Annotated in this window: 21 protein-coding genes, 1 tRNA gene, 1 rRNA gene and 1 pseudogene; 11 read left to right on the forward strand and 13 right to left on the reverse strand. The window is 72.8% G+C overall.

What is annotated here, in order from left to right; genetic code table 11:
- Positions 1-4: 4 nt before the first annotated feature.
- The 5 genes from AB4Z02_RS14760 to rph all read right to left on the reverse strand — a co-directional run bounded on the left by AB4Z02_RS14760 (position 5) and on the right by rph (position 4399).
- Entirely contained in the window at positions 5-1378 is a 1374-nt protein-coding gene (locus AB4Z02_RS14760) for a CoA transferase (RefSeq protein WP_200949305.1), read from the reverse strand.
- A 54-nt stretch (positions 1379-1432) separates the two neighbouring features.
- On the reverse strand, positions 1433-2071 hold the full coding sequence (locus AB4Z02_RS14765) for a DUF1684 domain-containing protein (protein WP_441971837.1): 639 nt from the start codon (positions 2069-2071) through the stop codon (positions 1433-1435).
- 836 nt (positions 2072-2907) lie between these two features.
- Positions 2908-2989 (reverse strand) — tRNA-Leu (locus AB4Z02_RS14770).
- Between the two features lie 31 nt (positions 2990-3020).
- Positions 3021-3629, reverse strand: coding sequence for an RdgB/HAM1 family non-canonical purine NTP pyrophosphatase (rdgB, locus tag AB4Z02_RS14775; protein WP_056884797.1), 609 nt, complete (start codon positions 3627-3629; stop codon positions 3021-3023).
- Positions 3626-4399: a ribonuclease PH gene (gene rph, locus AB4Z02_RS14780; RefSeq protein WP_441971839.1), complete on the reverse strand. Its 774-nt coding sequence runs from the start codon at positions 4397-4399 to the stop codon at positions 3626-3628. The genes rdgB and rph overlap by 4 nt, the downstream gene beginning before the upstream one ends.
- 46 nt (positions 4400-4445) lie before the next feature.
- Between rph and AB4Z02_RS14785 the strand changes: the two genes are divergently transcribed.
- Positions 4446-5246 carry a deoxyribonuclease IV gene (locus AB4Z02_RS14785; protein ID WP_441971840.1) on the forward strand — a complete coding sequence of 267 codons (801 nt, stop codon included), beginning with the start codon at positions 4446-4448 and terminating at the stop codon, positions 5244-5246.
- On the opposite strand, the gene AB4Z02_RS14790 is transcribed toward AB4Z02_RS14785, so the two are convergent.
- The 6 genes and pseudogenes from AB4Z02_RS14790 to clpS all read right to left on the reverse strand — a co-directional run bounded on the left by AB4Z02_RS14790 (position 5243) and on the right by clpS (position 9246).
- On the reverse strand, positions 5243-5959 hold the full coding sequence (locus AB4Z02_RS14790; protein ID WP_441971842.1) for an MBL fold metallo-hydrolase: 717 nt from the start codon (positions 5957-5959) through the stop codon (positions 5243-5245). The genes AB4Z02_RS14785 and AB4Z02_RS14790 overlap by 4 nt on opposite strands.
- A 62-nt stretch (positions 5960-6021) precedes the next feature.
- The gene (locus tag AB4Z02_RS14795) at positions 6022-6474 is read right to left on the reverse strand and encodes an ASCH domain-containing protein (protein WP_441971860.1); all 453 of its coding nucleotides are present in this window, start codon (positions 6472-6474) and stop codon (positions 6022-6024) included.
- 87 nt (positions 6475-6561) lie between these two features.
- Positions 6562-7326 (reverse strand): annotated as a pseudogene (locus AB4Z02_RS14800) (MBL fold metallo-hydrolase); the annotation flags it as partial.
- Positions 7323-8228 (reverse strand): glutamate racemase, encoded by a 906-nt coding sequence (murI, locus tag AB4Z02_RS14805; protein ID WP_082590899.1) that lies wholly within the window; start codon positions 8226-8228, stop codon positions 7323-7325. The pseudogene AB4Z02_RS14800 and the gene murI, both read right to left, overlap by 4 nt.
- 76 nt (positions 8229-8304) lie before the next feature.
- Positions 8305-8931, reverse strand: coding sequence for a DUF2017 domain-containing protein (locus AB4Z02_RS14810; protein WP_441971844.1), 627 nt, complete (start codon positions 8929-8931; stop codon positions 8305-8307).
- Complete coding sequence (clpS, locus tag AB4Z02_RS14815) at positions 8932-9246, reverse strand: ATP-dependent Clp protease adapter ClpS (RefSeq protein WP_369818932.1); 315 nt, start codon at positions 9244-9246, stop codon at positions 8932-8934.
- Positions 9247-9310: 64 nt separating this feature from the next.
- Here clpS and AB4Z02_RS14820 point away from each other — a divergent pair, with 64 nt between their 5' ends.
- The 10 genes from AB4Z02_RS14820 (at position 9311) to AB4Z02_RS14865 (ending at position 23052) form a co-directional block, all read left to right on the forward strand.
- Positions 9311-10573, forward strand: a complete 1263-nt coding sequence (locus AB4Z02_RS14820) for a nicotinate phosphoribosyltransferase (RefSeq protein ID WP_441971862.1) — start codon at positions 9311-9313, stop codon at positions 10571-10573.
- Positions 10574-10597: 24 nt separating this feature from the next.
- Positions 10598-11842 (forward strand): kynureninase, encoded by a 1245-nt coding sequence (locus tag AB4Z02_RS14825; protein ID WP_441971846.1) that lies wholly within the window; start codon positions 10598-10600, stop codon positions 11840-11842.
- Positions 11843-11851: 9 nt separating this feature from the next.
- Positions 11852-12445, forward strand: coding sequence for an isochorismatase family protein (locus tag AB4Z02_RS14830; RefSeq protein WP_056884804.1), 594 nt, complete (start codon positions 11852-11854; stop codon positions 12443-12445).
- 130 nt (positions 12446-12575) lie between these two features.
- Entirely contained in the window at positions 12576-13922 is a 1347-nt protein-coding gene (locus AB4Z02_RS14835; protein ID WP_441971849.1) for an MFS transporter, read from the forward strand.
- 10 nt (positions 13923-13932) lie between these two features.
- Complete coding sequence (locus AB4Z02_RS14840; RefSeq protein ID WP_441971850.1) at positions 13933-16164, forward strand: molybdopterin oxidoreductase family protein; 2232 nt, start codon at positions 13933-13935, stop codon at positions 16162-16164.
- Complete coding sequence (locus AB4Z02_RS14845) at positions 16161-17723, forward strand: FAD-dependent oxidoreductase (protein ID WP_082590901.1); 1563 nt, start codon at positions 16161-16163, stop codon at positions 17721-17723. The genes AB4Z02_RS14840 and AB4Z02_RS14845 overlap by 4 nt, the downstream gene beginning before the upstream one ends.
- A gap of 10 nt (positions 17724-17733) precedes the next feature.
- Positions 17734-20313, forward strand: a complete 2580-nt coding sequence (gene nirB / locus AB4Z02_RS14850; protein WP_441971852.1) for a nitrite reductase large subunit NirB — start codon at positions 17734-17736, stop codon at positions 20311-20313.
- A complete protein-coding gene (gene nirD / locus AB4Z02_RS14855; protein ID WP_056884806.1) occupies positions 20310-20696 on the forward strand; it encodes a nitrite reductase small subunit NirD in 387 nt (128 codons plus the stop codon). The genes nirB and nirD overlap by 4 nt, the downstream gene beginning before the upstream one ends.
- Complete coding sequence (gene cobA, locus AB4Z02_RS14860) at positions 20693-21922, forward strand: uroporphyrinogen-III C-methyltransferase (protein ID WP_441971854.1); 1230 nt, start codon at positions 20693-20695, stop codon at positions 21920-21922. Before nirD ends, cobA begins: the two co-directional genes overlap by 4 nt.
- Positions 21923-21954: 32 nt before the next feature.
- Entirely contained in the window at positions 21955-23052 is a 1098-nt protein-coding gene (locus AB4Z02_RS14865; protein WP_441971864.1) for a uroporphyrinogen-III synthase, read from the forward strand.
- A 22-nt stretch (positions 23053-23074) separates the two neighbouring features.
- On the opposite strand, the gene AB4Z02_RS14870 is transcribed toward AB4Z02_RS14865, so the two are convergent.
- Complete coding sequence (locus AB4Z02_RS14870) at positions 23075-24994, reverse strand: bifunctional metallophosphatase/5'-nucleotidase (protein WP_441971856.1); 1920 nt, start codon at positions 24992-24994, stop codon at positions 23075-23077.
- Positions 24995-25279: 285 nt separating this feature from the next.
- Positions 25280-25365 (reverse strand): 5S ribosomal RNA (gene rrf, locus AB4Z02_RS14875); the annotation flags it as partial.

The raw sequence follows: 25365 nt of genomic DNA on the forward strand, positions 1-25365 counted from the left end.
GGCGTCAAGGTCTCCGGCCCCGGACCGGCGGGTCGACCGGTCCCTGGGGCGCAGACCACTCCGCGGCGTCCGCGCCCCACCGGTGGCCGACCCGGGTGAACTCGCGGGGCCCGTCGTCGACCTGGAAGGCGGGTCTGGACTGCACGAGCTCACCGAGGTCGGTGGGAGTCGACACCATCCACGGCGAGGGGTCGTCGAGAGCTTGCGCCGGGGCGTCGAGGGCATCGGACTGGAGCAGCCAGTGCGCGGTCCGGGCGAGGTGCGCGGACACGCGCCAGGTGCCGCCCTCCACCGCCCGGCGACGCAGGGCCGTGAGGACCCCGGCAGCGAGGAGGTACCCCGTCGCGTGGTCGAGCGCCTGGGCCGGCAGGGCACCAGGGGTCCGGTCGTCGCGCGACTCCAGCAGCGCGATACCGGTGGCTGCCTGGACGATGCTGTCGAACCCACGGCGGCCACCCCACGGCCCGCTCGGCGTCCACGCCGTGAGGGTGGCGCACACGAGGTGTGGGTGGGTCAGCGCGAGCGCGTCGGGGTCCAGCCCGTATGCCGCGAGCGCCCCGGGCCGGTAGCCGACGACGAGGACGTCGGCCTCGTCCACGAGCTCGTGCAGGCGCCGGCGGGCGTGCTCGTCGTGGAGGTCGACGAGCGTGGACCGCTTGCCCGGCCCGGTCTCGAGGTGCTGGGCCTCGATCTCGGGCAGGTGCGGGCTGTCCACGCGCAGCACGTCGCAGCCGAGGAACGCCAGCGTCCGGGTGGCCACCGGGCCGGCGATGACCCTGGTGAGGTCGAGGACGCGGGGTCGTGGCCGGACCGGCGCCGGGGCCGCGTCCCCCGTCGTGGTCACGGCCAGCACGTCGTGCGTCGCCACGGCCCGCGCCTGCTCGCCGCCCATCCACTCGGCCAGCGGGCGCACGCGCACCGCGATGCCGTGCTCGGCGGTCACGACGTCCTCGACCTCGGAGGCGCCTGCCGCGGCCATGAAGGCAGTCAGCTCGTCTCGCGTCGTGTCCTCGCCGAGCCCCAGCGCGCGCAGCAGGCGAGCCCGGTGGTGTGGGTAGTTGGCGTGCGTGCGCACCCAGCCGTCCTGTGTCTCGAAGAAGCCGGACAGGGGCGCGAACCCCGACCCGCCCACGCCACCGAGGCTCTGCAGCTGGTCGCCCCGGAAAGAGACGGCGACCTGGCGCGGGTCGACGTGGACACGGTCGCCGCCACGCAGGACGGCCCCGGCCAGCCCTGCCGCGGCGACGGCCCCGCAGGCCAGCGTGCTGACGGGCAGCACCGAGGGCAGCGCACTGCCGGGCCGCAGGTCGAGGTGGGCGGCGACGTGGCCCTCGTCGAGGCGCAGCGCCGGGAGCAGCTCGCGCAGCAGGGGGTTCACAGCCCGACGGTACGGCACGGGCGTCCCGCGGCGCGCGAGTCCGTCGGAGGCCGCTCAGTAGCCCTCCGGCAGCAGCTCGCCGACCGGCGCACTGGCCTCGACCCGGTTGCCGGGCGGCGCCAGCGGGCACACCCAGCGGTAGTCGTAGACGCACGAGGGGTTGTAGGCGAAGTTGAGGTCGACCACCCAGGAGTCCTGGTCGTCACGCCCGAGGTCAGCCCCCTTGACGGTGTCGAGCAGGTAGCGGCCGGCGCCGTAGGTCTCCTGTCCCGCAGAGCCGTCGCGCACGGGGAGGAACAGGCCTCCGCCGTACGAGTCGAGCCACCACAGGTCCAGCGTCCCGAGGCCCTCCAGCGTCACGCGCCCGGCGCCGCGGAACGGCACCACGCCATCGGTCGCCGACAGGAACTCCCACGGCTCCTGCTCGGCCGGCTCCACCGGCACGACGAACCGGAACGCCGGGTCGTACGGCGCGTGGCGCAGCGACTGCCCCTCGCGGCGTGGCGACGCCGGGTGCTCGAGGAACAGGCGCGACCGCGTCTCGACCCAGAGGGCGTGGGCCTCCTCGGGGTCCGGCTCCGCGCGGACGGCGGCATAGAGGGCGTGCACCTCACGGCGCCAGGACGCCGTGTCGAGCGCGTTCTTGCCGGGCAGGTCCTGCCGGTCCTCCCAGCCGTCCGTGGGTGCAGTCATGTGCGCACGGCGGGACTTGAGCCAGTGGATGCAGCACATCTCATGGAGCAAGTGTCCCTCACCGTGGTGCGGTGTCGGGCGACCGTGCCAAGGTGTTGGGCCCGCCTAGTGGTCGGACCTGTCGGACGGGTGGTCAGGCTCGTTCGGAACGCTCTCGAGCCCCGCGGCGCCTTCGGCCGCTGGGTCTGCCTTGTCCTGCTCACCCGCGACGGAGACCTGACCAGTGCGAGCGACGACGAGGACCTCCACATTCGAACCGTCCGGGCGTACCAGCTTGACGTCGTACGTCGTCCCGACCGGGCCGGTGGCCGCTTCCACCTCGTCGACGTGGGCTCTGGTCGCGCTCGCTGCGAGGGCCGCAGCCTGCGCTGCGGTGAGCGGTCGCGCGGGCCGCGTCGGTCGGGCCGTCGCACCGAGCGGGTGGCTGGATGGCATCGTCGGTCGCTGGGTCACGGTGGGCGCTGACATGACGCCGGTCATCGACGCGGGACCAGTCGCAGCGACCGCCCGGGCATGCTGCCCCTGGTGTGAGCCGGTGCGAGTCGCCATCACCGCGGCGGTGCCTCCCAAGGAAGCGACGGCGGCGAAGGTGGTCAGTCCGGCGGCGAACCGGCCGGGGCGAGTGGTGAGGTGCATGGCGGAGTCCTTCTGTCAGTGGCGGCCCCCGTGGTCGCCTGTCGCCAGCCTGAAAGCCGGGTGACAGCCCCGACAGGCACCCTTGGTGTCCGTATCCCCCACCTGTGGCAGAGCCCGCCCTGCGAAGCGCCTCACGTTCAGGTGCACGTGGACGCGATACCGGGACCACGACGAGGCCGGCGCGCGACAGCCGGGTCCGGTGCGCAAGGCGGGACTTGAACCCGCACGCCCGAAGGCACCAGGACCTAAACCTGGCGCGTCTGCCGATTCCGCCACTTGCGCGCGGAGGCCACTGTACGGCCTCGGGGCGTCCTCAGCCGAGCAGGTCGCGCAGGTGCGGGACCAGGGCGCGGAACGCCTTGCCGCGGTGGGAGATCGCGTTCTTCTCCTCCGGCGACAGCTCAGCCGCGTGGCGGGTGTCGCCCTCGACGACCAGCACCGGGTCGTAGCCGAAACCGTTGGCACCCTTGGGTTCTCGCGCCAATGCCCCAGGCATGCGGCCCTCGGTGGAGCGCACCGTACCGTCCGGCAGCGCCAGCACCGCGGCGCACACGAAGGCCGCCGCGCGGTGCTCGTCCTTGACGTCGGCGGTCTGGGCGAGGAGCAGGTCGAGGTTGGCGCGGTCGTCGCCGTGGCGACCGGCCCAGCGCGCCGAGAAGATGCCGGGAGCACCCCCGAGCACGTCGACCGACAGCCCCGAGTCGTCGGCGAGCGACGGCAGCCCGGTGAACTCGGCGAGCGCCAGCGCCTTGAGCCGGGCGTTGCCCTCGAAGCTCACCTCGTCCTCGACCACGTCGGGCGCGCCGGGGAAGTCACCGGCTCCGACGATCTCGAGGCCGAGCTCCTCGACCACGTCGGAGAGGATGGCGCGCAGCTCGAGGACCTTGTGGTCGTTGCGGGTCGCGAGGACGACCCGGGTCACAGCTCGCGCTCCCGCGGCGTGGCGGCGAGCGCCTCCTGCTGGCGGACGGCGAGGTCGGCACAGCCCTGGGTGGCCTTGTCGAGCAGCGCGTCCAGCATGTCGCGGTCGAAGGGCGCGGCCTCCGCGGTCCCCTGCACCTCGACGAACCGCCCGTCGCCGGTCATGACGACGTTCATGTCGGTCTCAGCGGTCGAGTCCTCCGGGTAGTCGAGGTCGATGACCGCCTGGCCCTTGACGATGCCGACCGAGACCGCGGCGATGGAACCGGTGAGCGGCTTCGCGTTCCTGGCGATGAGGCCCTTGGCCCGGGCGTCCTCGATGGCGTCGACGAGCGCGACGTAGGCGCCGGTGATGGCGGCGGTCCGCGTGCCGCCGTCGGCCTGCAGGACGTCACAGTCCAGGACGATGGTGTTCTCGCCGAGCGCCTTGGTGTCGATGACCGCCCGCAGGCTGCGGCCGATGAGCCGGCTGATCTCGTGGGTGCGCCCACCGACCTTGCCCTTGCGGGACTCGCGGTCGGAGCGGGTGTTCGTCGCGCGGGGCAGCATCTCGTACTCCGCCGTGACCCAGCCGGTGCCCTTGCCCTTGAGCCAGCGCGGCACGCCCTCGGTGAACGAGGCCGCGCAGAGCACCCGGGTGCGGCCGAACTCGACGAGCACGCTGCCCTCGGCGTGGTCCAGCCAGTTGCGGGTGATGCGCACCTCGCGGGTCTGGTCGGGGGTGCGGCCGTCGTGGCGGGCCTGGGCGGTCGGGGCGGTGGTGTCGGTCACGGCAGCAAGGCTAACCGCCGTCGGTGGGCCGCCCTAGGGTGGACCCATGGCTGCAACCTTCGCCCTCGGTGCCCACGTCGACTCGGCCGACCCGGTGGGTGCGGCCCGTGAGCGGGGCGCCGGTCTGTCGCAGTTCTTCCTGGGCAACCCGCAGAGCTACAAGGGGCCCGAGGTGGAGTACGCAGGCGGGGCCGAGGCGCTGCGGGCCGACGCCGAGGCAGCCGGGGTCGACCTCTACGTCCACGCGCCTTACCTCATCAACGTGGCGACGACCAACAACCGCATCCGCATCCCGAGCCGCAAGCTGCTCCAGCAGTTCATCGACGCCGGCGCCTCGGTCGGCGCCAAGGGCCTCATCGTCCACGGCGGCCACGTCGACAAGGCCGAGGACGTCGAGAAGGGCTTCGACAACTGGCGCAAGGCCATCGAGGCCACCGACCTCAAGATCCCCCTGCTGCTCGAGAACACCGCCGGCGGCGACAACGCCATGGCGCGGACGCTCGAGCGCATCGCCCGCACCTGGGATGCCATCGGGAGTGCGGAGGGCTCCGACAACGTCGGCTTCTGCCTCGACACCTGCCACGCCCACGCCGGTGGCATCCCGCTCGCGGGCGCGGTGGACGCGATCCGCTCCATCACGGGCCGCATCGACCTCGTGCACTGCAACGACAGCCGTGACGAGTTCGACTCCGGCGCCGACCGGCACACCAACCTCGGCGAGGGGCTCATCGACCCCGACGAGCTCGCCGCCGCGGTGCGGGCCGCCGGTGCGCCGGTCGTCATCGAGACGCGCGGTGGCCTCGAGGGCCAGCGGGCCGACCTCGACTGGCTGCGCGAGCGGCTCTAGACCTTCTGCCGGGCGAGGAAGCGCCGGATCGCCTCGCGGGGCTCGTCGGCGATGTGCGGGCCGTGCGTGAACGCCGCCGTCGTGTAGTCGAGCTCGGCCAGTCGGTGGGCGGTCTTCTGGGTCAGCCTGAAGTCGGTGCAGAAGGACCTGACCGGCCACCGCACGCCCCGGACGTTGAAGATGGAGTCACCGGTGATCAGCACCCCGGACGAGCGGTGCAGGTAGGCCACGTGCCCGGGTGAGTGCCCCGGGGTGTGCACGACCTCGAGGCCGCCCGCCACGTCGAGGACCTGCCCGTCGGTCAGCCGCTCCCCCACGGTGACGGCGGCGTAGTCGTTGCCGCTGCCTCCGAGCCGTGCCATCAGCCGGGCCATGAGGAACGACTGGTCCCGGGGCGGGCTCTGCCCGGCTTCCGCGTACGATGCGTCGTCCTCGTGGATGGCGAAGTCGCGGCCCGTGACCGCCGCCACGTGCGCCGCTCCCCCGGCGTGGTCGGGGTGGGCATGGGTCAGCAGCAGGCGCGTGACGTCGGAGGGGCCCGAGCCGACGGACGCGAGCGCCGCCATGACCTTCGGGCCCGACTTCTTGACGCCCATGTCGACGAGGGTCACCTGCCCGTCGTCGTCGCGCAGGATGAACCCGTTGACGAAGTCGCCGAGCAGGGGGATGCGCCACACACCGGGAGCGAGCTCGACCGTCGCTTGCTTGGCCATGAGCCGACACTAGACCGCGAGCGCCATGAGCCGACACTCGTCGGCGAGCGCCGGGGCCGAGGCTAGTCCGCGAGGCCCGGCGGCCATACCCGGCTGAACCGCTCGAACACGACCTCGAGCTCGTCGGAGAACTCGATGCCGATGCGCTCGCACTCGCGCCGGAAGAATCGCCGGTGCCCGTCGAGCCACGACTCGAGGGAGCGGTCGTACTCGCCCTCGTCCCAGGCGAACTGCGCGTCCACCGAGCTCAACGGTCCCACCCGCAGCTCCTGCGTCCGCAGCACGACACGGGGCCGGCCGTCGCCGCCGCAGGCGACCCAGTGCGACCCGACGCGGGGAAGCGGCTCGCCGTCCGCTGCATACGCGGCGACCAGGCCGGCCGTCGCGCGCTTGGGGCCGTCGGTCACGAAGGCGATCAGCTCGTCCGCCAGAGCCGGGCTGTCGCCGAAGCACTCCACCGGGGGCTCGCCCTCGTCGGGGAGGCCCGAACAGCTGGCGCGGTAGTCGGCCCACATCGACAGGCCCGCGGCGCGGTCGATGGTCACGCGCTCCTCCCCGGCCGGCTGCTCGGGAGACGCGCCGTCCGCGGGAGCTTCGCACCCCAGGGCCCAGGTGTCGCCCTGCACGGCGAGCTCCACCGCCCCCGGCCACGCCTCGGCGGCCTGGGCCCGGCAGACCTCCGGGTCGTTCCACGGTGGGATGTGGGTGAGCACGAGCCGTCCGACGCCCCCCGCCGCCACCGCGGCCTCGGCGGCCCGGCGACCCGACAGGTGGATGCCCTGGGCCTCGTCGCGCCCGTCCACGAAGGCGCTGTCCACCAGGGCCAGGTCCGCGCCGGTCAGCAGCGGCGTCAGGGCGTCCGTGGCGTCGGTGTCCCCGGTGTAGGCAAGCACCGCACCGTCGGCCTCGACCCGGAACCCGTACGCCTCGACGGGGTGGTTGACGCGGTATGCCGTGACCGTGAACGGCCCGACGGTGGCCGCCACCGTGTCGCCCAGCTCGTGCACCGCGAACTCGGCGCTCATCCCGGTGTGCTCCAGACCGTGGTACATCAGGGCGAAGCGGTCGCCGGCCCCCGCCGGCGCGTGCACGTCGAGCTGTCCAGCGACGGCGCCGCCCGGCCGGTACTTGCGGGTGACGTAGAGGCCGCAGATGTCGACGCAGTGGTCGGGGTGCAGGTGGCTGATGAAGACGGCGTCGAGGTCGGCGAGGTCGACCAGTCCCTGCAGCGGACCGAGGGCACCGTTGCCCAGGTCGAGGACGATGCTCCACGTGCGACCCTCGTGGTCGGCCTGGACGAGGTAGGAGGACGCGGGTGACTCCGGGCCGGCGAAGGAGCCGGAGCACCCCACCACGGTCACCTTCATCGAGCACCCCCCGATGCCACAGGTACCTCGGACGCCACAGACCCTCCCGACACCGCGGGCGCCCCGGCGGCGGCAGGCGTGGGTACCGACCTCACGACGGCGTCGCCGAAGACCGTGTCGTCGTCGGCGCCGACCTCGGGGCCGAGGAACCGACGCGCGAGACGGGTGAACTCCGCCGCGTCGCCGGTCGTGGTGAAGCCGTGGCTCGGCGGCGGAAGGTGCGCCGGGCGCAGGGCGTCGGAGTCCGCGAGCACGCGGTACACGTCCTTGGCCGTCTCGTCCGCCGACGACACCAGGGTGACGCCCTCCCCCATCACGTAGGAGATGGCGCCGGTCAGCAGCGGGTAGTGCGTGCAGCCGAGGACGAGGGTGTCGACCTCACGCTCCTGCAGCGGTGCGAGGTAGTGGCGCGCGGTCTCGATGACCTCCGCGCCGCTCGTCACCCCGGACTCCACGAACTCGACGAACCGCGGGCACGGGACGCTGGCGACGTCGATCTGGGGCGCAGCGGCGAACGCGTCCACGTACGCCCCGGACTGGTGGGTGCCGCGCGTCGAGATGACGCCGACGCGGTGGTTGCGGGTGGCGGCCGCGGCGCGGCGCACGGCGGGGCGGATGACCTCGACGACCGGGACGTCGTAGCGCTCGCGGGCGTCGTGCAGCACGGCGGCGCTGGCGGTGTTGCAGGCGATCACGAGCACCTTGACGCCGTGGTCGACCAGGCGGTCCAGGCACTCGAGGGCGAACTCACGGGTCTGGGCGATCGGCCGTGGCCCGTACGGCGCGCGGGCGGTGTCGCCGAAGTAGGCGATCGACTCGTGGGGCAGCTGGTCGAGCACGGCCCGGGCGACGGTCAGGCCGCCGTAGCCGGAGTCGAAGATCCCGATGGGTGCGTCAGCCACGGGTCAAGGCTAGACGGGCTACCGCCGTGGCCCGTGACCGCCGGGCCGTCTGGTCCGTCACACACCTCGGCCAAGGTCAGGGCAGCAGCGCGTGCGCCAGCGTCTCCTGCAGCCAGGTGAGGAAGTCGTAGACCGCGAGCGCGTAGACCGCCGGGTCGTCCTCGGCCAGGCTCGACACCTGCTCCTCGATGAGGTCCAGGTCGTCGTCCTGTCGCAGGCCGAGCCGCTCGCCCAGCACCAGCCGCACGTCCGTGAGCGCGACGACGAGCGCCACCGCCTGGTCGTGGTCGAGGCTGACCTTCTGGTCCTCGAGGTGACCCAGGGCCGAGATGGCCGTGTCGAGGTTGCGGGTCTTGCGGGCCCGCAGGCCTTCTTCGGTGAGCTGGCGGAACTCGGCCGCCACCTGGTCGTCCTGCCGGTTCGCCGTGGGGAAGATCCGGTCCAGGGCCGGGTCCCGCGGCGCGGGCACTCCCCCGGTGAGCTCGGGGACCTGGTCGTCGGCCGCGAGCGAGACCCCCATACCGACGCCACCGAGGCCGGCGACGATCCGGTCGAACTCGTCACCACCGTCCTCGGGGTCGGGGACAGCGGCGGGCTGCACCAGCTCACGCACCTGCTCCATGAGTCCGACCACGAGCCCGCGCTCGACCGCGTCGAGCTTGGCGACGTAGCGCCCCTGCCGCCTCTTGAATCCCCGGGCCACTCAGCTGTCCTTCTGGAACGTGGCCCACAGGCCGTAGCCCTGCAGGGCCTCGGTGTCGGTCTCCATGCGCTCGCGCGCACCGGTCGACACCACGGCGCGGCCCTTGGTGTGCACGTCCATCATGAGGCGCTCCGCCTTGGCCTTGGAGTAGCCGAAGTAGGTCTGGAACACGAACGTCACGTAGGACATGAGGTTGACCGGGTCGTTCCACACCAAGGTGATCCAGGGGACGTCCGGCTCGGTCGCCGCGTCGGCCGCGACGCTCTCCTGCTCCACGGGCGCGACGGAGGCGGTGACGGACAGGGCGGACGGCACGGCACCACCATAGGCTGCCCGGGTGGAGTCCACCGCACTGCTCACCGACCACTACGAGCTCACCATGGTCGAGGCCGCGCTGCGCAGCGGTGCCGCGTCCCGGCAGTGCGTGTTCGAGGTCTTCGCCCGCCGGCTGCCGGAGGGACGTCGTTACGGCGTGGTCGCCGGCACGGGGCGGCTGCTCGACGAGATCGAGGCCTTCCGCTTCGGGGACGCCGAGCTGCGGCGGCTGCGCGACAGCCACGTGGTCGACGAGACCACGCTGGACTTCCTCGCCGGCTACCGCTTCGAGGGCGACGTGTGGGGCTACGCCGAGGGCGAGTGCTACTTCCCCGGGTCGCCGGTGCTCGTCGTCGAGGCGGACTTCGCCCACGGGGTGCTGCTGGAGACGCTCGTCCTGAGCATCCTCAACCACGACAGCGCCGTCGCCTCCGCGGCCTCCCGGATGACGGCGGCCGCCGGCTCCCGACCGTGCATCGAGATGGGCTCGCGCCGCACCCACGAGGAGGCGGCCGTCGCCGCCGCCCGCGCGGCCTACGTGGCCGGGTTCGCCACCACCTCCAACCTCGAGGCGGGGCGAAGGTACGGCGTGCCCACGGCGGGCACGGCCGCGCACGCGTTCACGCTCCTGCACGACGACGAGCGCGAGGCGTTCGCCGCCCAGATCGCGACCCTCGGCAAGGGCACGACCCTGCTCGTGGACACCTACGACGTGCCCACCGCTGTCGCGACCGCGGTCGAGCTGGCCGGTCCCGAGCTCGGCGCCGTGCGGCTCGACTCCGGCGACCTGCTGGTCCAGGCGCGCCAGGTGCGCGACCAGCTGGACCAGCTCGGGGCCACCGACACCAGGATCGTGGTCACCTCGGACCTTGACGAGTACGCCATCGCGGGCCTCGCCGCCGGGCCGGTCGACCTCTACGGCGTCGGCACCTCCCTCGTCACCGGGTCCGGTGCCCCGACGGCGGGCATGGTCTACAAGCTCGTCGCGCGCGAGGACGAGGGCGGCACGCTGGTCGGCGTGGCGAAGAAGAGCAAGGACAAGGCCTCGGTGGCGGGCCGCAAGTACGCCCTGCGCCGCCGCTCGCCCGACGGCGTGGCCGAGGCGGAGGTCATCGGCGTCGGCGACGCACCCCTGGACGACGGCGACGACCGCACCCTGTTGGCGCCGCTCGTGCGCGCCGGCGAGCGGGTCGACCCCGGACGTCACACCCTCGAGGCGGCACGCGAGCGCCACGGCGCGTCGCGCGCGGAGCTCCCCGCGGCGGCCCTGAGGCTGCAGCGGGGAGAGCCCGCGATCCCGACGGAGTACGTCGACTCCCGCGGGTAGCAGGGCATGCGGCAGGATGCGGTCATGGCTGACCACGACTACCGCGCCGAGGCGGCTGAGCTCGACGCCGCCGACCCCCTGAGCGCCCTCCGGGACCGCTACCTCACGCCGGAGGGCACCGACCTGGTCGCCTACTTCGACGGCAACTCCCTGGGGCGTCCGGTCGCCGCCGCCGTCGACCGGCTGCAGCAGTTCGTGGCCGGCCCCTGGGGCGACCGCCTCATCCGCTCGTGGGACGAGCAGTGGCTCGAGTGGCCGGGCAGGGTCGGCGACCGCATCGGCGAGCTCGTGCTCGGTGCAGCCCCTGGCCAGACCTTCGTCGGCGACTCGACGACGGTCCTGCTCTACAAGCTCTCGCGCGCCGCCGTCGACGCCCAGCTGGCCCAAGGACGTGACGAGGTCGTCCTCGACACCGACAACTTCCCCACCGACCGCTACGTCCTCGAGGGCATCGCGGCGGAGCGCGGTCTGACCCTGAGGTGGATCGAGGCCGACGAGCGCTCCGGGGTCACGCTGGAGCAGGTGAAGGAGGTCGTGGGACCGAGGACGGCGCTCGCCGTCTTCAGCCACGTCGCCTACCGCTCGGGCTTCATCGCCGACGGAGCCGGCATCACCGCGGCCGTCCACGAGGCGGGCGGCCTGGTCCTGTGGGACCTCAGCCACACCGGCGGTTCGGTGCCGGTGCAGCTCGACGACTGGGGAGTCGACCTCGCGGTCGGGTGCACCTACAAGTACCTCAACGGGGGTCCGGGATCCCCTGCGTGGGCGTATGTCGCCCAGCGCCACCACGGCTCCCTGCGCCAGCCGATCTGGGGCTGGATCGGCCGGCGTGACGCCTTCCAGATGGGTCCGGGCTACGACCCCGCGGGAGGCATCCGCTCGTTCGTCTCGGGCACACCGCCGATCCTCGCCATGGTGCCCCTGCAGGCCTCCCTCGACGTCATCGAGGAGGCGGGCATCGAAGCGATCCGGGCCAAGTCGGTCGCGCTGACCGAGCTCGTCATCCGCCTCGCCGACGACGTGCTCGCACCTCTCGGTGTCGAGGTGGCCAGCCCCCGCGACTCCACGGTCCGCGGCGGCCACGTGACGTTGCGGCGCAACGGGTTCCGCGAGATCACAGCCACTCTGTGGACGCAGGGCGTCATCCCCGACTACCGCGACCCGGACGGCATCCGGATCGGTGTCGCGCCGCTGAGCACCAGCTTCGAGGAGGTCGTGGTCGGCATGCTGGCGCTGCGCGACGCCATCGTCGCGAGCGACGCAGGCTAGCGTGGCGCCATGAGCCGCGCACTGGTCATCGTCGACCTCCAGAACGACTTCTGCGAGGGCGGGTCGCTGGCCGTCACCGGAGGTGCCGACGTCGCCCGCCGGATCAGCGACTACGTCGCGGAGCACGCCGAGGACTACGCCGCGATCGTCGCCACGGCCGACTGGCACGACGACCCGGGCGCGCACTTCAGCAGCTCCCCCGACTTCGTGGACACCTGGCCCGCGCACTGCCGGGTGGGCACCGACGGCGCACTGTTCCACCCTGCGGCCGAGCGGGCGTTCGAGCACGTCGAGGCGATCTTCCGCAAGGGCCTGCACGCAGCTGCCTACAGCGGCTTCGAGGGGTTCACCGTCGAGGCCGACCAGCGGGTCCCGCTCGCGGAGTGGTTGCGGGACAGGGCGATCGAGGCCGTCGACGTCGTCGGCATCGCGACCGACCACTGCGTCCGCGCGACCGCCCTGGACGCCGAGGAGGAAGGTTTCGACACGATCGTGCTGCTCGACCTCACCGCGGGCGTCGCCCCGGAGACCACCGCGCGAGCCCTCGCGGAGCTGGCCGCCCACGACGTCCAGCTGCGGGGCACGCCCGTCGTGGGCGCCTGACCGACGGACCGACCGTCTGGCCGGTGACGGCCACTTCTCACAGGCCGCCCCGACGGGCTGTGCGGCAACTGTTACGGGTGCTTAACGGCCACTGCCGGGTCGCGAAACACCTCCTTGCCACGCTCGGCTGGTGACCACAGAACTCACCACCACCGATGCCGTCACCCCGACCCGACCGGTGCACCGCCCCGGCCGCTGGTTCGACCACTGGGACCCCGAGGACCCGACGTTCTGGCACGGTGGCGGCCGGGCGATCGCCCGCCGCAACCTCACTGTGTCCATCGGCGCGGAGTTCCTCGGGTTCTGCGTCTGGGCCCTGTGGAGCGTCGTCGTGCCGTTGCTGCCGGCGGCCGGGTTCGACCTGACGCTGGACCAGCAGTTCTGGCTCATCGCCCTGCCGAGCCTCGTGGGCGCCACGGTCCGGATCCCCTACACGTTCGCGGTCCCCCTCTTCGGCGGCCGCAACTGGACCGTCGTCTCGGCCCTGCTCCTGCTCATCCCATCGACGGCTCTGGCCTGGGTCGTCACCCAACCGTCCGCGTCGTTCGGCCTGCTGCTGACCTGTGCCGCCCTCGCCGGCTTCGGCGGCGGCAACTTCGCCTCCTCGATGACCAACATCTCCTTCTTCTTCCCCGAGGCCGAGAAGGGAAAGGCGTTGGGCCTCAATGCTGCTGGTGGAAACCTGGGCACCGGCGTGGTCCAGCTCGTCGTGCCGGCCGTGATCGCCGTCGGCGCGGGCACGCACCTCGAGCGTGCCGGGTTGATGTTCATCCCCTTGGTCCTGCTGGCGGCCCTGGCGGCCTGGCGCGGCATGGACAACCTGTCCGGCGTCCGCTCGGACTACGGCAGCTTCGCCCGGGCAGCCCGCAACCGGCACACCTGGGTCATCTCGTTCCTCTACATCGGCACCTTCGGCTCGTTCATCGGGTACTCGGGGGCGTTCCCGACCCTGCTGAAGACGCAGTTCCCCCAGGCACCCACCACGCTCGCCTTCCTCGGCGCGCTGGTCGGCGCGCTGTCACGCCCCGTGGGTGGGCTGGTGGCCGACCACCTCGGCGGAGCGCGGGTCGCCATCGGCTCGTTCGCCGTGCTGGCGGCAGGGGCCGTCGGCGCCATCGACGGCCTGCGGACGCACACCTTCGCCGTCTTCTTCTGCTCGTTCCTCGTCCTGTTCCTCGGTGCAGGCATCGGCAACGGCGCGACCTACCGCATGATCCCGGCCGTCTTCCGGGCCGGGACCAGCCCCGAGCAGCTGCCGGTCGCCCGCAAGACGGCCGCGGGCTGCATCGGCATCGCAGGTGCGGTGGGGGCGTACGGCGGCTTCCTCATCCCCCGCGGGTTCGCGGCGGCCAAGGCGAGCCACGGCTCGCTCATCCCGGCCCTGTGGGTGTTCGTCGCCGCGTACGTCCTCATGGCCGCGACGACGTACGCGGTGTACGCCCGCAAGGGCTCTCCCCTCGCCGCCGAGTCGATCTGAGGTGGGTGTCGTGCCCGCCACCCCTGCCGACGGCACCGCGACCCACTGCCCGTACTGTGCCCTGCAGTGCGCCCAACGCCTCACCTCCTCAGTCCCTCCCGGACGCACGGCCGCCCTTGGGCCCGCGCAGCCCCATGTCGCCGTGGCTGGTCGCGACTTCCCCACGAACCGCGGTGGTCTCTGCCAGAAGGGCTGGACGAGCGCCGAGGTCCTCCGGGCGCCGGACCGCCTCACCACTCCCCTGGTCCGTGACGCGAAGGGCGTCCTCGCGCCGGCGACTTGGGACGAGGCGCTCGACCTCGTCGCTGGGAAGCTCACGCGGATCCGCACCGAGGACGGTCCTGACGCCGTCGCGGTGTTCGGCGGAGGCGGCCTCACGAACGAAAAGGCATACCAGCTGGGGAAGTTCGCTCGTGTGGCCCTCGGCACGGCCAACGTCGACTACAACGGCCGCTTCTGCATGAGCAGCGCCGCGGCAGCCGCCAACCGCTCGCTCGGGATCGACCGGGGGCTGCCCTTCCCCCTCACCGACCTGGCGGGCGCCGACGCGGTGCTCCTGCTCGGGAGCAACGTGGCCGAGACCATGCCGCCATCGGTGGCGCACCTGTCCGGCGCGCGGAGCAGGGGCGGCCTGGTCGTGGTGGACCCGCGACGCAGCGCCACCGCGGAGCTGGCCGGCGAGGGCGCCGGGATGCTCCTGCAACCCGTCCCGGGCACCGACCTCGTCGTGCTCCTGACCCTCCTGCACGTCCTGCTCGCCGAGGGGCTGGCCGACACCGCCTACCTCGCGCGCCGCACCGAGGGCCTCGAGGAGGTGCGCCGGCGTTGCGCGCTCTGGTGGCCGGAGCGGGCTGAACAGGTGTGCGGCGTCCCGGGCGAGCAGCTGCGCGCGGCCGCCCGCCTCCTGGCTGCCTCGAGCCCGGTGCACGGCGGACGGGGTGCGTACGTCCTCACCGGACGAGGGGTGGAGCAGTCCCGCCAGGGCACCGCCACCGTCTCCGCCGCCATCAACCTCGCCCTCGTGCTCGGCCTGCCCGGCCGCGTGGGCAGCGGGTACGGCGCCGTCACCGGCCAGGGGAACGGACAGGGCGGACGCGAGCACGGACAGAAGTCCGACCAGCTCCCCGGCTACCGCATGATCGACGACCCGGACGCCCGCGCGCACGTCGCCGCGGTGTGGGGCGTGCCGCCGGAGTCGTTGCCGGGCAAGGGAAAGCCGGCGGTCGAGCTGCTCTCCTCGCTGGGCACGGAAGGTGGTCCTCGCGCGCTGCTCGTCCACGGCTCCAACCTCCTCGTCAGCGCACCCAACGGCCACCGGGTGGCCGAGCGGTTGGCTGCCCTGGACCTGCTCGTGGTGTGCGACTTCGTGCCGTCGGAGACGGCCCTGCTCGCCGACGTCGTGCTTCCCGTCACCCAGTGGGCGGAGGAGGAGGGGACCACGACCTCGCTCGAAGGGCGGATCCTGAGGCGCCGCAAGGCAGTCGAGCCACCACCGGGCGTACGCAGCGAGCTGTGGGTCTGGTCCCAGCTCGCGTCCCGGCTCGATGCCCCCGGCACCTGGGACACCGATCCCAGCCTGGTCTTCGACGAGCTCGCCCGCGCCAGCAGCGGTGGCCGAGCCGACTACGGCGGCGTGAGCCACAGCCGTCTCGACCGTGACGACGAGAGCGCGGCCGTCTGGTGGCCCTGCCCGCCCGCCGAGCGCGGCGAGCCCGAGCACCCGGGAACACCCCGGCTGTTCCTCGAGTGCTTCCCCACCGCCTCAGGGCGCGCACGCATGGTGGCAGTCGACCACGTGGGGCCGTCTGACGACCTGCGTCCTGACGCCCCGCTCTACCTCGTCACCGGACGGGTCCTGCAGCACTACCAGTCCGGCGCCCAGACGCGCAGGGTCCGCGACCTCGCCGCCGCCGTCCCCGGACCACTGGCCGAGCTGCACCCGCTGCTGGCTGCGCGGCTCGGCGTCGTCGACGGGCAGCCGGTCTGCCTCACCACTGCCCGGGGGTCGCTCACCGCGCCCGCGCGGGTCAGCGAGGGCATACGCCCCGACACGGTGTTCGTGCCCTTCCATTGGGGAGGTCCGGACAGCGTCAACCGGCTGACCTCCGACGCCACCGATCCGGTCTCGGGCATGCCCGAGTTCAAGGTCTGCGCAGTCGACGTCACGGCGGGGCTGCCCGTCGACCCGACGGCCGTCCCGGCGCGAGAAGTCCACGCCCTGGCGACCGGGGCGGCGTCATGACCCGGCTCGTCGTGGTCGGCAACGGCATGGTCGGGTCGCGGTTCGTGGAGGACCTGCTCGCCGCCGACTCGGCGCAGCGGTTCGACGTGACCGTGGTGGGCGCCGAGGCGTGCGAGCCGTACAACAGGGTGCTGCTCAGCGAGGTCGTCGCCGCCAAGCACGACCTGGCCGCGCTCACCCTTCCGACTCCCACCAGTGAGCGGTTGACGGTGCTGCGCGGCACGCACGCGGTGCGACTGGACCGTGACGACCGAGTCGTGGAGATCGACGACGGCAGGCACCTGCGCTACGACCGCCTGGTGCTCGCGACCGGGTCGGACGCCCGCGTCCCACCCCTGCCGGGCCTGCGGACCGGTGCCGGGCTGACGTCCGGGGTCCACGCCCTGCGCACCATCGACGACGCCCGCGAGATCGTCGCGGCCACCCTCAACGCCCGGCACGCGGTCGTCCTCGGTGCCGGGGTGCTCGGCATGGAAGCCGCCTGCGGTCTCGCCCGTCGCGGCGTCACCGTCACTGTCGTGCACCCTGCACCAGCACTCATGGAACGGCAGCTCGACGAGGAGGCCAGCCGCGTCGTCGAGGCGGCGATGGCCGGCCTCGGCATCGACCAGCGCGTGGGCCGGGGCGCCGTCGAGGCCCTCACCCGGCACGGGCGGCTGGCCGGGCTCGTGCTCGACGACGGGACGGTGCTGCCGGCAGACCTCCTGGTCCTCGCCACGGGCACCGTCCCCAGCACCGCCCTGGCGGCCTCGTCAGGGCTCGCCGTGGATCGCGGAGTCGTCGTCGGATCCGACCTCGCCTGCGCTGCCGACCCGCGGGTCGCGGCGATCGGCGACTGCGCGCAACCCCCGGACGGCGCGAGCGGTCTCGTCGCCCAGGGTTGGGAGCAGTCCCGGAGGCTGGCTGCGCGGCTGTGCGACGCGGCGCCGGCAGGGTCGCCCGCAGCCCCCTCCCCCGCCGCCGACGTCGTGCGCCTCAAGGCCCACGGCCTCGACGTCGTGACGATGGGCGTCTGCGGTGTGCAGCGGCCCGGCGACCCGACGCAGCGCACCCTGCGCCTCAGCGACCCCGCCGTGGGTCGGCACGTGGAGGTGGTGGTCTCGGGCGACCGGCTCGTCGGCGCCACCTGCGTCGGCGCCGGGAGCGTCGCGGCCGAGCTGGTGACGGCCTACACCCGGCGCATCCCGGTGCCCCTGGACCCCGCCCACCTCCTGCTGACCGCCCTCGCCTCGCGCCCCACGGCGGCAGCCACCCCCGCCGACCTGCCCGCTGATGCGACCGTCTGCCGCTGCAACGGCGTGAGCAGGGGCGCCATCGCGGCCTGCATCCAGGACGGCGCCGGCACGGTGGAGGAGGTCGCGGCCGCCACCCGGGCCACCACCGGCTGCGGCGGCTGCGCCGAGGACGTCTGCACCCTGCTCGACGTCCTGCGCCGCTCACCCGTGAACGCCCGTCCCGGGACCGCTCCTGCCGCCTCTCCCACCTCCGACCTCCTGCGTGAGGACGACGTAACGAAGGGGAAACACATGATCCACAGCGCCGAAACGGCAGCGTCCTAGCGTGGCCGCCATGGTCGATAACCCCACCCCGCGGCAGCTCGTCGTCGTCGGCGGCGGCATGGTCGCGCGCCGCCTCGTCGACGCCCTGCGGGCCCGGGACACCGCCGGCCAATGGGCGGTGACGCTGCTCTGCGAGGAGCCCCGGGCACCGTACGACCGGGTGGCCCTCACCTCGTACTTCACCGGCCGCGACCCCGAGGACCTCGCCCTCGGCGGGCAGGAGCTGTGGGACGACCCGCTCGTCACCCTCCGCCGCGGAGTCGCCGCGACCGCGGTCGACCGCAGGAGCAAGACGGTCGCCACCTCGGACGGCCGCGTGCTCCCCTACGACTCGCTGGTCCTCGCGACCGGCTCGTACGCCGCGGTGCCGCCCGTCCCGGGCAAGGACCTGCGCGGGGCCTTCGTCTACCGCACCATCGACGACGTCGCCGACCTGCGGACCTACGTCGAGCAGCTCCGTACCGAGCTCGGTCGCCCCCTGCGTGGCGCGGTCGTCGGCGGTGGGCTGCTCGGTCTCGAGGCCGCCGGGGCGTTGACGGCCCTGGACGTCTCCACCACGGTGGTCGAGTTCGCGCCGCGGTTGATGCCCCTGCAGGTCGACGACGGCGGCGGCGAGGCGCTCCGCCGGCTCATCGAGGCCCTCGGGGTCTCGGTGCGCACCGGCACCGCGACGTCGAAGGTCACGGGCAGGCTCGGACGGGTGGCCGGCATGGAGTTCGCCGACGGCGACCGGCTCGAGGCCGACGTCGCGGTCTTCGCCGTCGGGGTGCGACCCCGCGACCAGCTCGCCCGTGAAGCCGGCCTGGAGGTCGGCGAGCGCGGCGGCGTCGTCGTGGACGAGTCCTGCGCGACGTCGGACCCCTCGGTGTGGGCCGTCGGCGAGGTGGCCTGCATCGGTGGTCGCTGCCTCGGGCTGGTCGCTCCCGGCTACACCATGGCCGAGGTCGTCGTGGACCGCCTGCTCGGTGGTGGAGGGACGTTCCCCGGGGCAGACCTGTCCACGAAGCTCAAGCTGCTCGGCGTCGACGTCGCGTCGTTCGGCGACGCCTTCGCCAGCGAGCCCGGCAGCCTCGAGGTCGTCATCTCCGACCCGGTGGCCGGGGTCTACAAGAAGCTCGTGGTGTCGGACGACGCCCGGACACTGCGCGGCGGCATCCTCGTCGGCGACGCCAGTGCATACGCCGCGCTGCGCCCGATGGTGGGACGGGAGCTCGGTGGGGACCCCGCTGCGCACCTCCTGCCCGAGGGAGCTGCGGCCGCCCCGGCGGGCGACCTCCCCGAGGACGCGACCGTCTGCTCGTGCAACAACGTCACTGCGGGTGCCATCCGCTGCTCGGTCACCGACGGCGGCTGCACCGACATCGCGGGCGTCAAGGCGTGCACCCGCGCCGGCACGAGCTGCGGGTCCTGCCTCCCTCTCGTCAAGCGCCTCGTCACGACCGAGCTGGAGAAGTCCGGGGTCGAGGTGAGCAACGCCCTGTGCGAGCACTTCGACCTCTCACGCGCGCAGCTGTTCGACGTCGTGCGGGTCCAGGGACTCACGACGTTCAGCGAGATCATCGACCGCCACGGACGCGGCCGGGGCTGCGACATCTGCAAGCCGGTCATCGGCTCGATCCTGGCTTCCCTCGGCACCGGCCACATCCTCGAGGGTGAGCGGGCTTCGTTGCAGGACACCAACGACCACGTCATGGCCAACCTGCAGAAGGACGGCTCCTACTCCGTGGTGCCCCGCATCCCCGGTGGTGAGGTGACCCCCGAGGGACTCATCTCCATCGGCGAGGTCGCGAAGGACTTCGGGCTCTACACCAAGATCACCGGCGGCCAGCGCATCGACCTGTTCGGGGCACGGATCGAGCAGCTGCCCCGGATCTGGAGGCGGCTGGTCGACGCCGGCTTCGAGTCCGGGCACGCCTACGGCAAGTCGCTGCGCACGGTGAAGTCGTGCGTCGGCTCGACCTGGTGCCGCTACGGCGTGCAGGACTCGGTCGGCCTCGCCATCGCGCTCGAGCTGCGCTACCGGGGGCTGCGCTCACCCCACAAGATCAAGCTGGGCGTGTCAGGGTGCGCGCGCGAGTGCGCCGAGGCCCGCGGCAAGGACGTCGGGGTCATCGCCACCGACCACGGCTGGAACGTGTACGTCGGGGGCAACGGCGGCTTCACCCCTCGGCACGCCCAGCTGCTCGCCGAGGACCTCGACACGGAGACGCTGGTGCGCACCATCGACCGGTTCCTCATGTACTACGTGCGCACTGCGGACCGCCTCCAGCGGACCGCTGCGTGGGTCGAGGACCACGAGGGTGGGCTCGACGCCATCCGCGCGGTGGTCCTCGAGGACTCCCTGGGCATCGGTGCCGACCTCGACGACGCCATGGCGGGTCACGTGGACGGCTACGAGGACGAGTGGGCGGCCGCGCTCGACGACCCCGAGACGCTGCGCAGGTTCGGGTCGTTCGTCAACGCCCCCGACCAGCCGGACGACACCCTCGTCTATGTCAGCGAACGCGGGCAGCCGCGTCCCGCAACGGATTCCGAACGCACCGGCGGAGCTGTCCTGATCGCCGGCACCACCTTGGAGGTGCGCAGATGACGATCGAGACCACCGCGCCGGCCGACCTCGGCGTGACTTGGCACGAGGTGTGCAGCCTGAAGTCCCTGTCGCGTGAACGAGGCGCTGCGGCCCTCGTGGAGGGCACCCAGGTCGCCCTCTTCCGGACCTTCGACGACCACGTGCACGCCGTCCAGCAGCTCGACCCCTTCAGCGGCGCGAACGTCATGTCCCGCGGCATCGTCGGCACCCGCGGCAGCGTTCCCACGGTGGCCTCCCCGATGTACAAGCAGGTGTTCGACCTGCGCACCGGGGCGTGCCTCGACCCCGTCGGCAAGGAGCCCCGGTCCCTGACGACGTACCCGGTGCACGTCGTGGACGGCGTGGTGAGCGTGGGGCTCCCCGGAGGACAGGGTGCGCGATGACGACTCTGCTGGGCCTCGACGTCACCGGCCGGCCCGTCCTGGTGGCGGGTGGCGGGGCTGTGGCTGCCCGGCGGGCGACCTCGATGGCGGCCGACGGTGCGGTCGTCACGGTCGTTGCACCGCAGCTGTGCGAGGACCTCGTCGACGCGGTCCTCGACGGTGCGCTCACGTGGGTCGACCGGGAGGTGTGTGAGGGCGACGTCGAGGGGATGTGGCTCGTGCACGCCGCCACCGACGACGCCCGGGCCAACGCCCGGCTCTGCGAATGGGCCACCGCGCGTCGCACCTGGAGCGTCTGCGCGAGCGAGGTCGGAGAGGGTACGGCGCGCACGCCGGCCACCGCCCGCCACGCCGGCCTCGTCGTCGGCGTCGCCTCCACCGACGGCCCGGACCCGGCGCGGGCCCGGGCGGTGCGCGACCAGCTGGCCCTGACCCTCGAGACCGGTGACCTCGACCTGCGCCGACACCGCCCGGTGAGTGCCTCCGGCGGCGGCAACCGGGTCGGTCGCGTGGTCCTGGTCGGCGGCGGCCCGGGCGCGCCCGACCTCATCACCGTCCGCGGACGGCAGGCCCTGGCCGAGGCCGACGTGGTCGTTACGGACCGGCTCGGCCCGACCAGCCTGCTGAGGTCCCTGCGCAAGGACGTGGAGGTCATCGACGTCGGCAAGGTACCCGGTGCGCACGCGACCACCCAGGACGAGATCAACGCCGTGCTGGTCGAGCAGGCCCAGCGAGGTCGGGTCGTCGTCCGGCTCAAGGGCGGCGATCCCTTCCTCTTCGGTCGGGGCGGTGAGGAGCAGTCCGAGCTGACCGCCCACGGCATTCCTGTGGAGGTGGTGCCAGGGGTGAGCTCGGCGCTGGCCGGACCCGCAGCCGCAGGCATACCCGTCACGCACCGCGGCACAGTAGGGGCGGTGCACGTGGCGCATGGCCACGGGGCGCTCAACAGGGCCGCGGTCCAGTGCGTCGTCGACTCCAGCGCCACGCTCGTGGTGCTCATGGGCGTCTCGTTGCTGGGTCAGCACGTGGCGCAGCTCCTCGCGGCAGGCGCCTCCCCGGCCACGCCTGTCGCGGTGGTCGAGGACGCCACCCTGCCCACGCAGCGGGTGACTCGTGCCGCGCTCTGCGACGTGGTCGAGGCCGCGAGGGAGTCAGGGGTGCGGGCACCGGCCGTGGTCGTGGTCGGCGACGTCGCCGTCGCAGGGCTCCTGGCGGCACCCCCGTGACCCGCCCGGCACCGGGGTCGCTCGCCCCCGTCATGGCCGGTTGCGTCGTGCTCGTGACCGCGGACCGTCGCTCCGGAGAGCTGGGATCGGCCTTGTCCCGGCGTGGGGCCACGGTGCGGCACGCCCCTGCCCTGAGCATCGTGCCGCACGAGCACGACGACCAGCTGCTGCTCGACACCAAGGCCCTGGTCGCCGACCCTCCAGACACGGTCGTCGTCACGACCGGCATCGGGTTCCGCGGCTGGGTGGAGGCAGCGGATGCCGCCGGGATGGCCGACGACCTGACGTCGGTCCTCGTGCAGGCTCGCATCATCGCGCGCGGGCCCAAGGCGCGGGGCGCCATCCAGGCGGCGGGCCTGCAGGCCGACTGGGTCGCGGAGTCCGAGACGTCGGCGGAGATCCTCGACCTGCTGCTCTCCGAGGGTGTGGCCGGGCAGCGGATCGCCGTGCAGCACCACGGCGCCGGCGCGGACAGTCTCGACACCGAGCTCGCGGCGGCCGGCGCGGACGTCCACAGCCTCGTCGTCTACCGGTGGGGCCCCGCCCCCGACCCCCACGCGGTGGCAGCGTCGGTCCTCGCGGCGGCCTCAGGCGAGATCGACGCCGTCGTGTTCACCTCCGCCCCCGGTGCCGCCGCCTGGCTCGCCGCCGTCGACGACGCCGAGGTCTGGGCAGCAGTGCGACACCGGTTCACCTCCGGCGCCATGGTCGCCGCAGCCGTGGGTCCGGTGACCGCTCGCCCCCTCCTCCAGCGGGGTATCGAGCCGATCGTCCCGGACCGCGGGCGGCTGGGCGCGCTCGTGCGCAGCCTCGTCAGCCACTACGAGGAGGCGCAGACCTCTGCCGTGACGACAGCGGCAGGGCGCCTCCAGGTGCGCCGCACCGTGGCTGTGCTCGACGGCCACGTCCTGCCGCTGTCCCCCAGCGGCCTCGAGGTGCTCCGGCTGCTGGTGGCTGCCGCAGGCGAGGTCGTCACGCGTACGCAGGTGCTGTCCGTGCTCCCCGGCGAGTCCAACGACCCGCACACAGCCGAGGTGGCGGTCGCCAGGCTGCGGGACGCGTGCGCAGCGAAGGGGCTCATCCGCACCGTGGTGAAGCGCGGCTACCGGCTCGACGTCGTCCCCGGCTGAGCAGCCGGGGACGACGTCCTCGTCAGTGTCGGCCGCCTTCCGCTGCCCCCTCCACGACCACGGGCGTGCCGTCGGACAGGAGCCGCCAGTCGTAGGTGGTGAAGGTCGCGGGGTCGATGACACCCTGCGCCGTGGTCCAGTCGATCAGCAGCTGGCGGATCTCGACCTGGGCGTTGTAGAGCACCGGTGCCGTGGTCACGCCCGGGAAGTTGCCACCGCCGGACTGCCGGTAGTTGTTGATCGCGATCACGAACTGCGCGGCAGGGTCGACGGGCTGGCCACCGTAGGTCAGGGCGGTGATGCGCTGGCCGACCGGCTTGGCGATGTCGATGTCGTAGGCCAGCGACGCGTCGAGGCCGCCCATGATGTCGTAGTTGTAGTCGGGCGTCTCGAGTCCCGTGGCCGGGTTGACGGCGTTGGTGATGTCGTCGGGGGCGAACGGCCCGGCACCCGTAACGGTCTCGTAGTAGGCCGCTGAGTACTCGAGGTAGGCCTTGACCTGCGCACCGGTGAAGCGGATGCCGAGCAGGGTGTTGTCGAACACGTAGAGACCCGCCACGTCGCGCACCGTGACGTTGCCGGACGGGATCGCGGCGTCCCGGTTGAACGGCGCCGCGATGGACAGCACCGGCAGCGACGCGTCGGGCGTGCCCGCGAGGGCAGCCTTCACGGCGTCGGCCTGGACGTGGTTGATGAAGTCGATCGCCGCAGTGTCCTCGAAGCGAGCGGTGGCCGCCGACATCGGTGCGGTGCAGGTGCCGATCACCGAGTTGACGTAGGTGCGGACCACGGCGTGGTCCTCGCGCACCAGCGCGGCGACCGCCGCGTCCTCCGGAACCGTGTTGGCATCAAGGAGGTGGGCGTGGGCGGAGACGAGCTTCCAGCCGCGGGCCTGGTGCACCACGTCGAGGTCCATGACGGACAGGCGCATCCCCCACTTCAGCGGCTCGGTCACCAGGACGTTCTTGCCGGGAGTCGCCTTGCTGGGGACGAGCTGCTCCTTGATCTCCGCGTGCGCGTGTCCGACCAGGACCGCGTCGACGCCGGCGACCTGCTCCGCGAGCTGGAAGGACGCGTTCTCCGGGTAGGGCAGCGCGTCACCGTAGGAGGACCCGGGCTTGGCTCCCGAGTGGCAGGAGACGATCACGAGGTCGCAGCCGGCGGCCTTGAGCCTCGGGACCCAGACCTTGGCCTGCTCGACGATCCCCGGGAACTTCAGCCGTCCCTCGACGTTCGCCTTGTCCCAGATGGCCACGCCCGGCGTCACCAGGCCGAGGATGCCGACCTTGAGCGGCTTGGCCACCCCCGGCACCTTCACGGACGTGATGACGTGGGGCTGGAAGGCCGGAGCCCCGGTCTTCCAGTCGACGGCGTTGGCGGACAGCAGCGGGAAGTCCAGCTGGGACTCGAACGTCCGGAGCGTGTCGATCCCGTAGTTGAACTCGTGGTTGCCCAGCGCCGCCGCGTCGTAGCCCATGGCGTTCATCGCCTTGGCCATCGGGTGCACGGCTCCCCCGGTGATGGGGTCGATCTTGGCGTAGTAGTAGGCCAGGGGCGTGCCCTGGATCGTGTCGCCGGCGTCGAGCAGCAGCGTGCTGGACGCCCCACGCTCCGCACGGACGAGCTTGACGAGTGAGGCGACCTTGGCCAGGCCGATGTCGTTGTGCGGACCGTCGTCGTAGACCGCGTCCTTGAAGTAGTCCCAGTTGAGGACATTGCCGTGCGTGTCCGTGGTGCCCATGACGGTGAGCCGGTACGGCGTCGTGCCCGACCCCGGGCGCCCCTTCGGCGACGCCGCCGCGGTACCCGGCGCGGCGAAGAACGCCGTAGTCGCGCCGGCGCCGCCGAGGACGGCCATGCCGAGGACCTGGCGACGTGAGCGCTCGCTGACCGCTGACGCGCCGGTGGTGCTACCGGCGGCACTGTCGTTCGTGGCGGGCATGGCGGACTTCGGCCGGGAAGGCGGGGTGGACGCAGACATCGGACCTCCGGGGACAGGACGCCGACGGTCGGCCGGCGACGGTGGGGGCTCGGTGGCGGCGTCGTCGCCACCACCGGGAGAGCCACCCTAACCGGTCATACCGACACGAAGGGTCCTCTGGCTCAACCACCAGGGGCCCTGCACACAAACACCTCGCGAACGGACCCCGGCACGGCCAGGAGAAATGCGCCCACAAATGCGAAAGGGCCTTCCTGTGGGGGAAGGCCCTTTCGACTTGGAAAGTGTGTTCGGCTGCGTCCTACTCTCCCACACCGTCACCAGTGCAGTACCATCGGCGCTGAAGGGCTTAGCTTCCGGGTTCGGAATGGGAC

This window comes from Pedococcus sp. 2YAF34, assembly GCF_052114585.1.
Classification (GTDB): Bacteria; Actinomycetota; Actinomycetes; order Actinomycetales; family Dermatophilaceae; genus Pedococcus.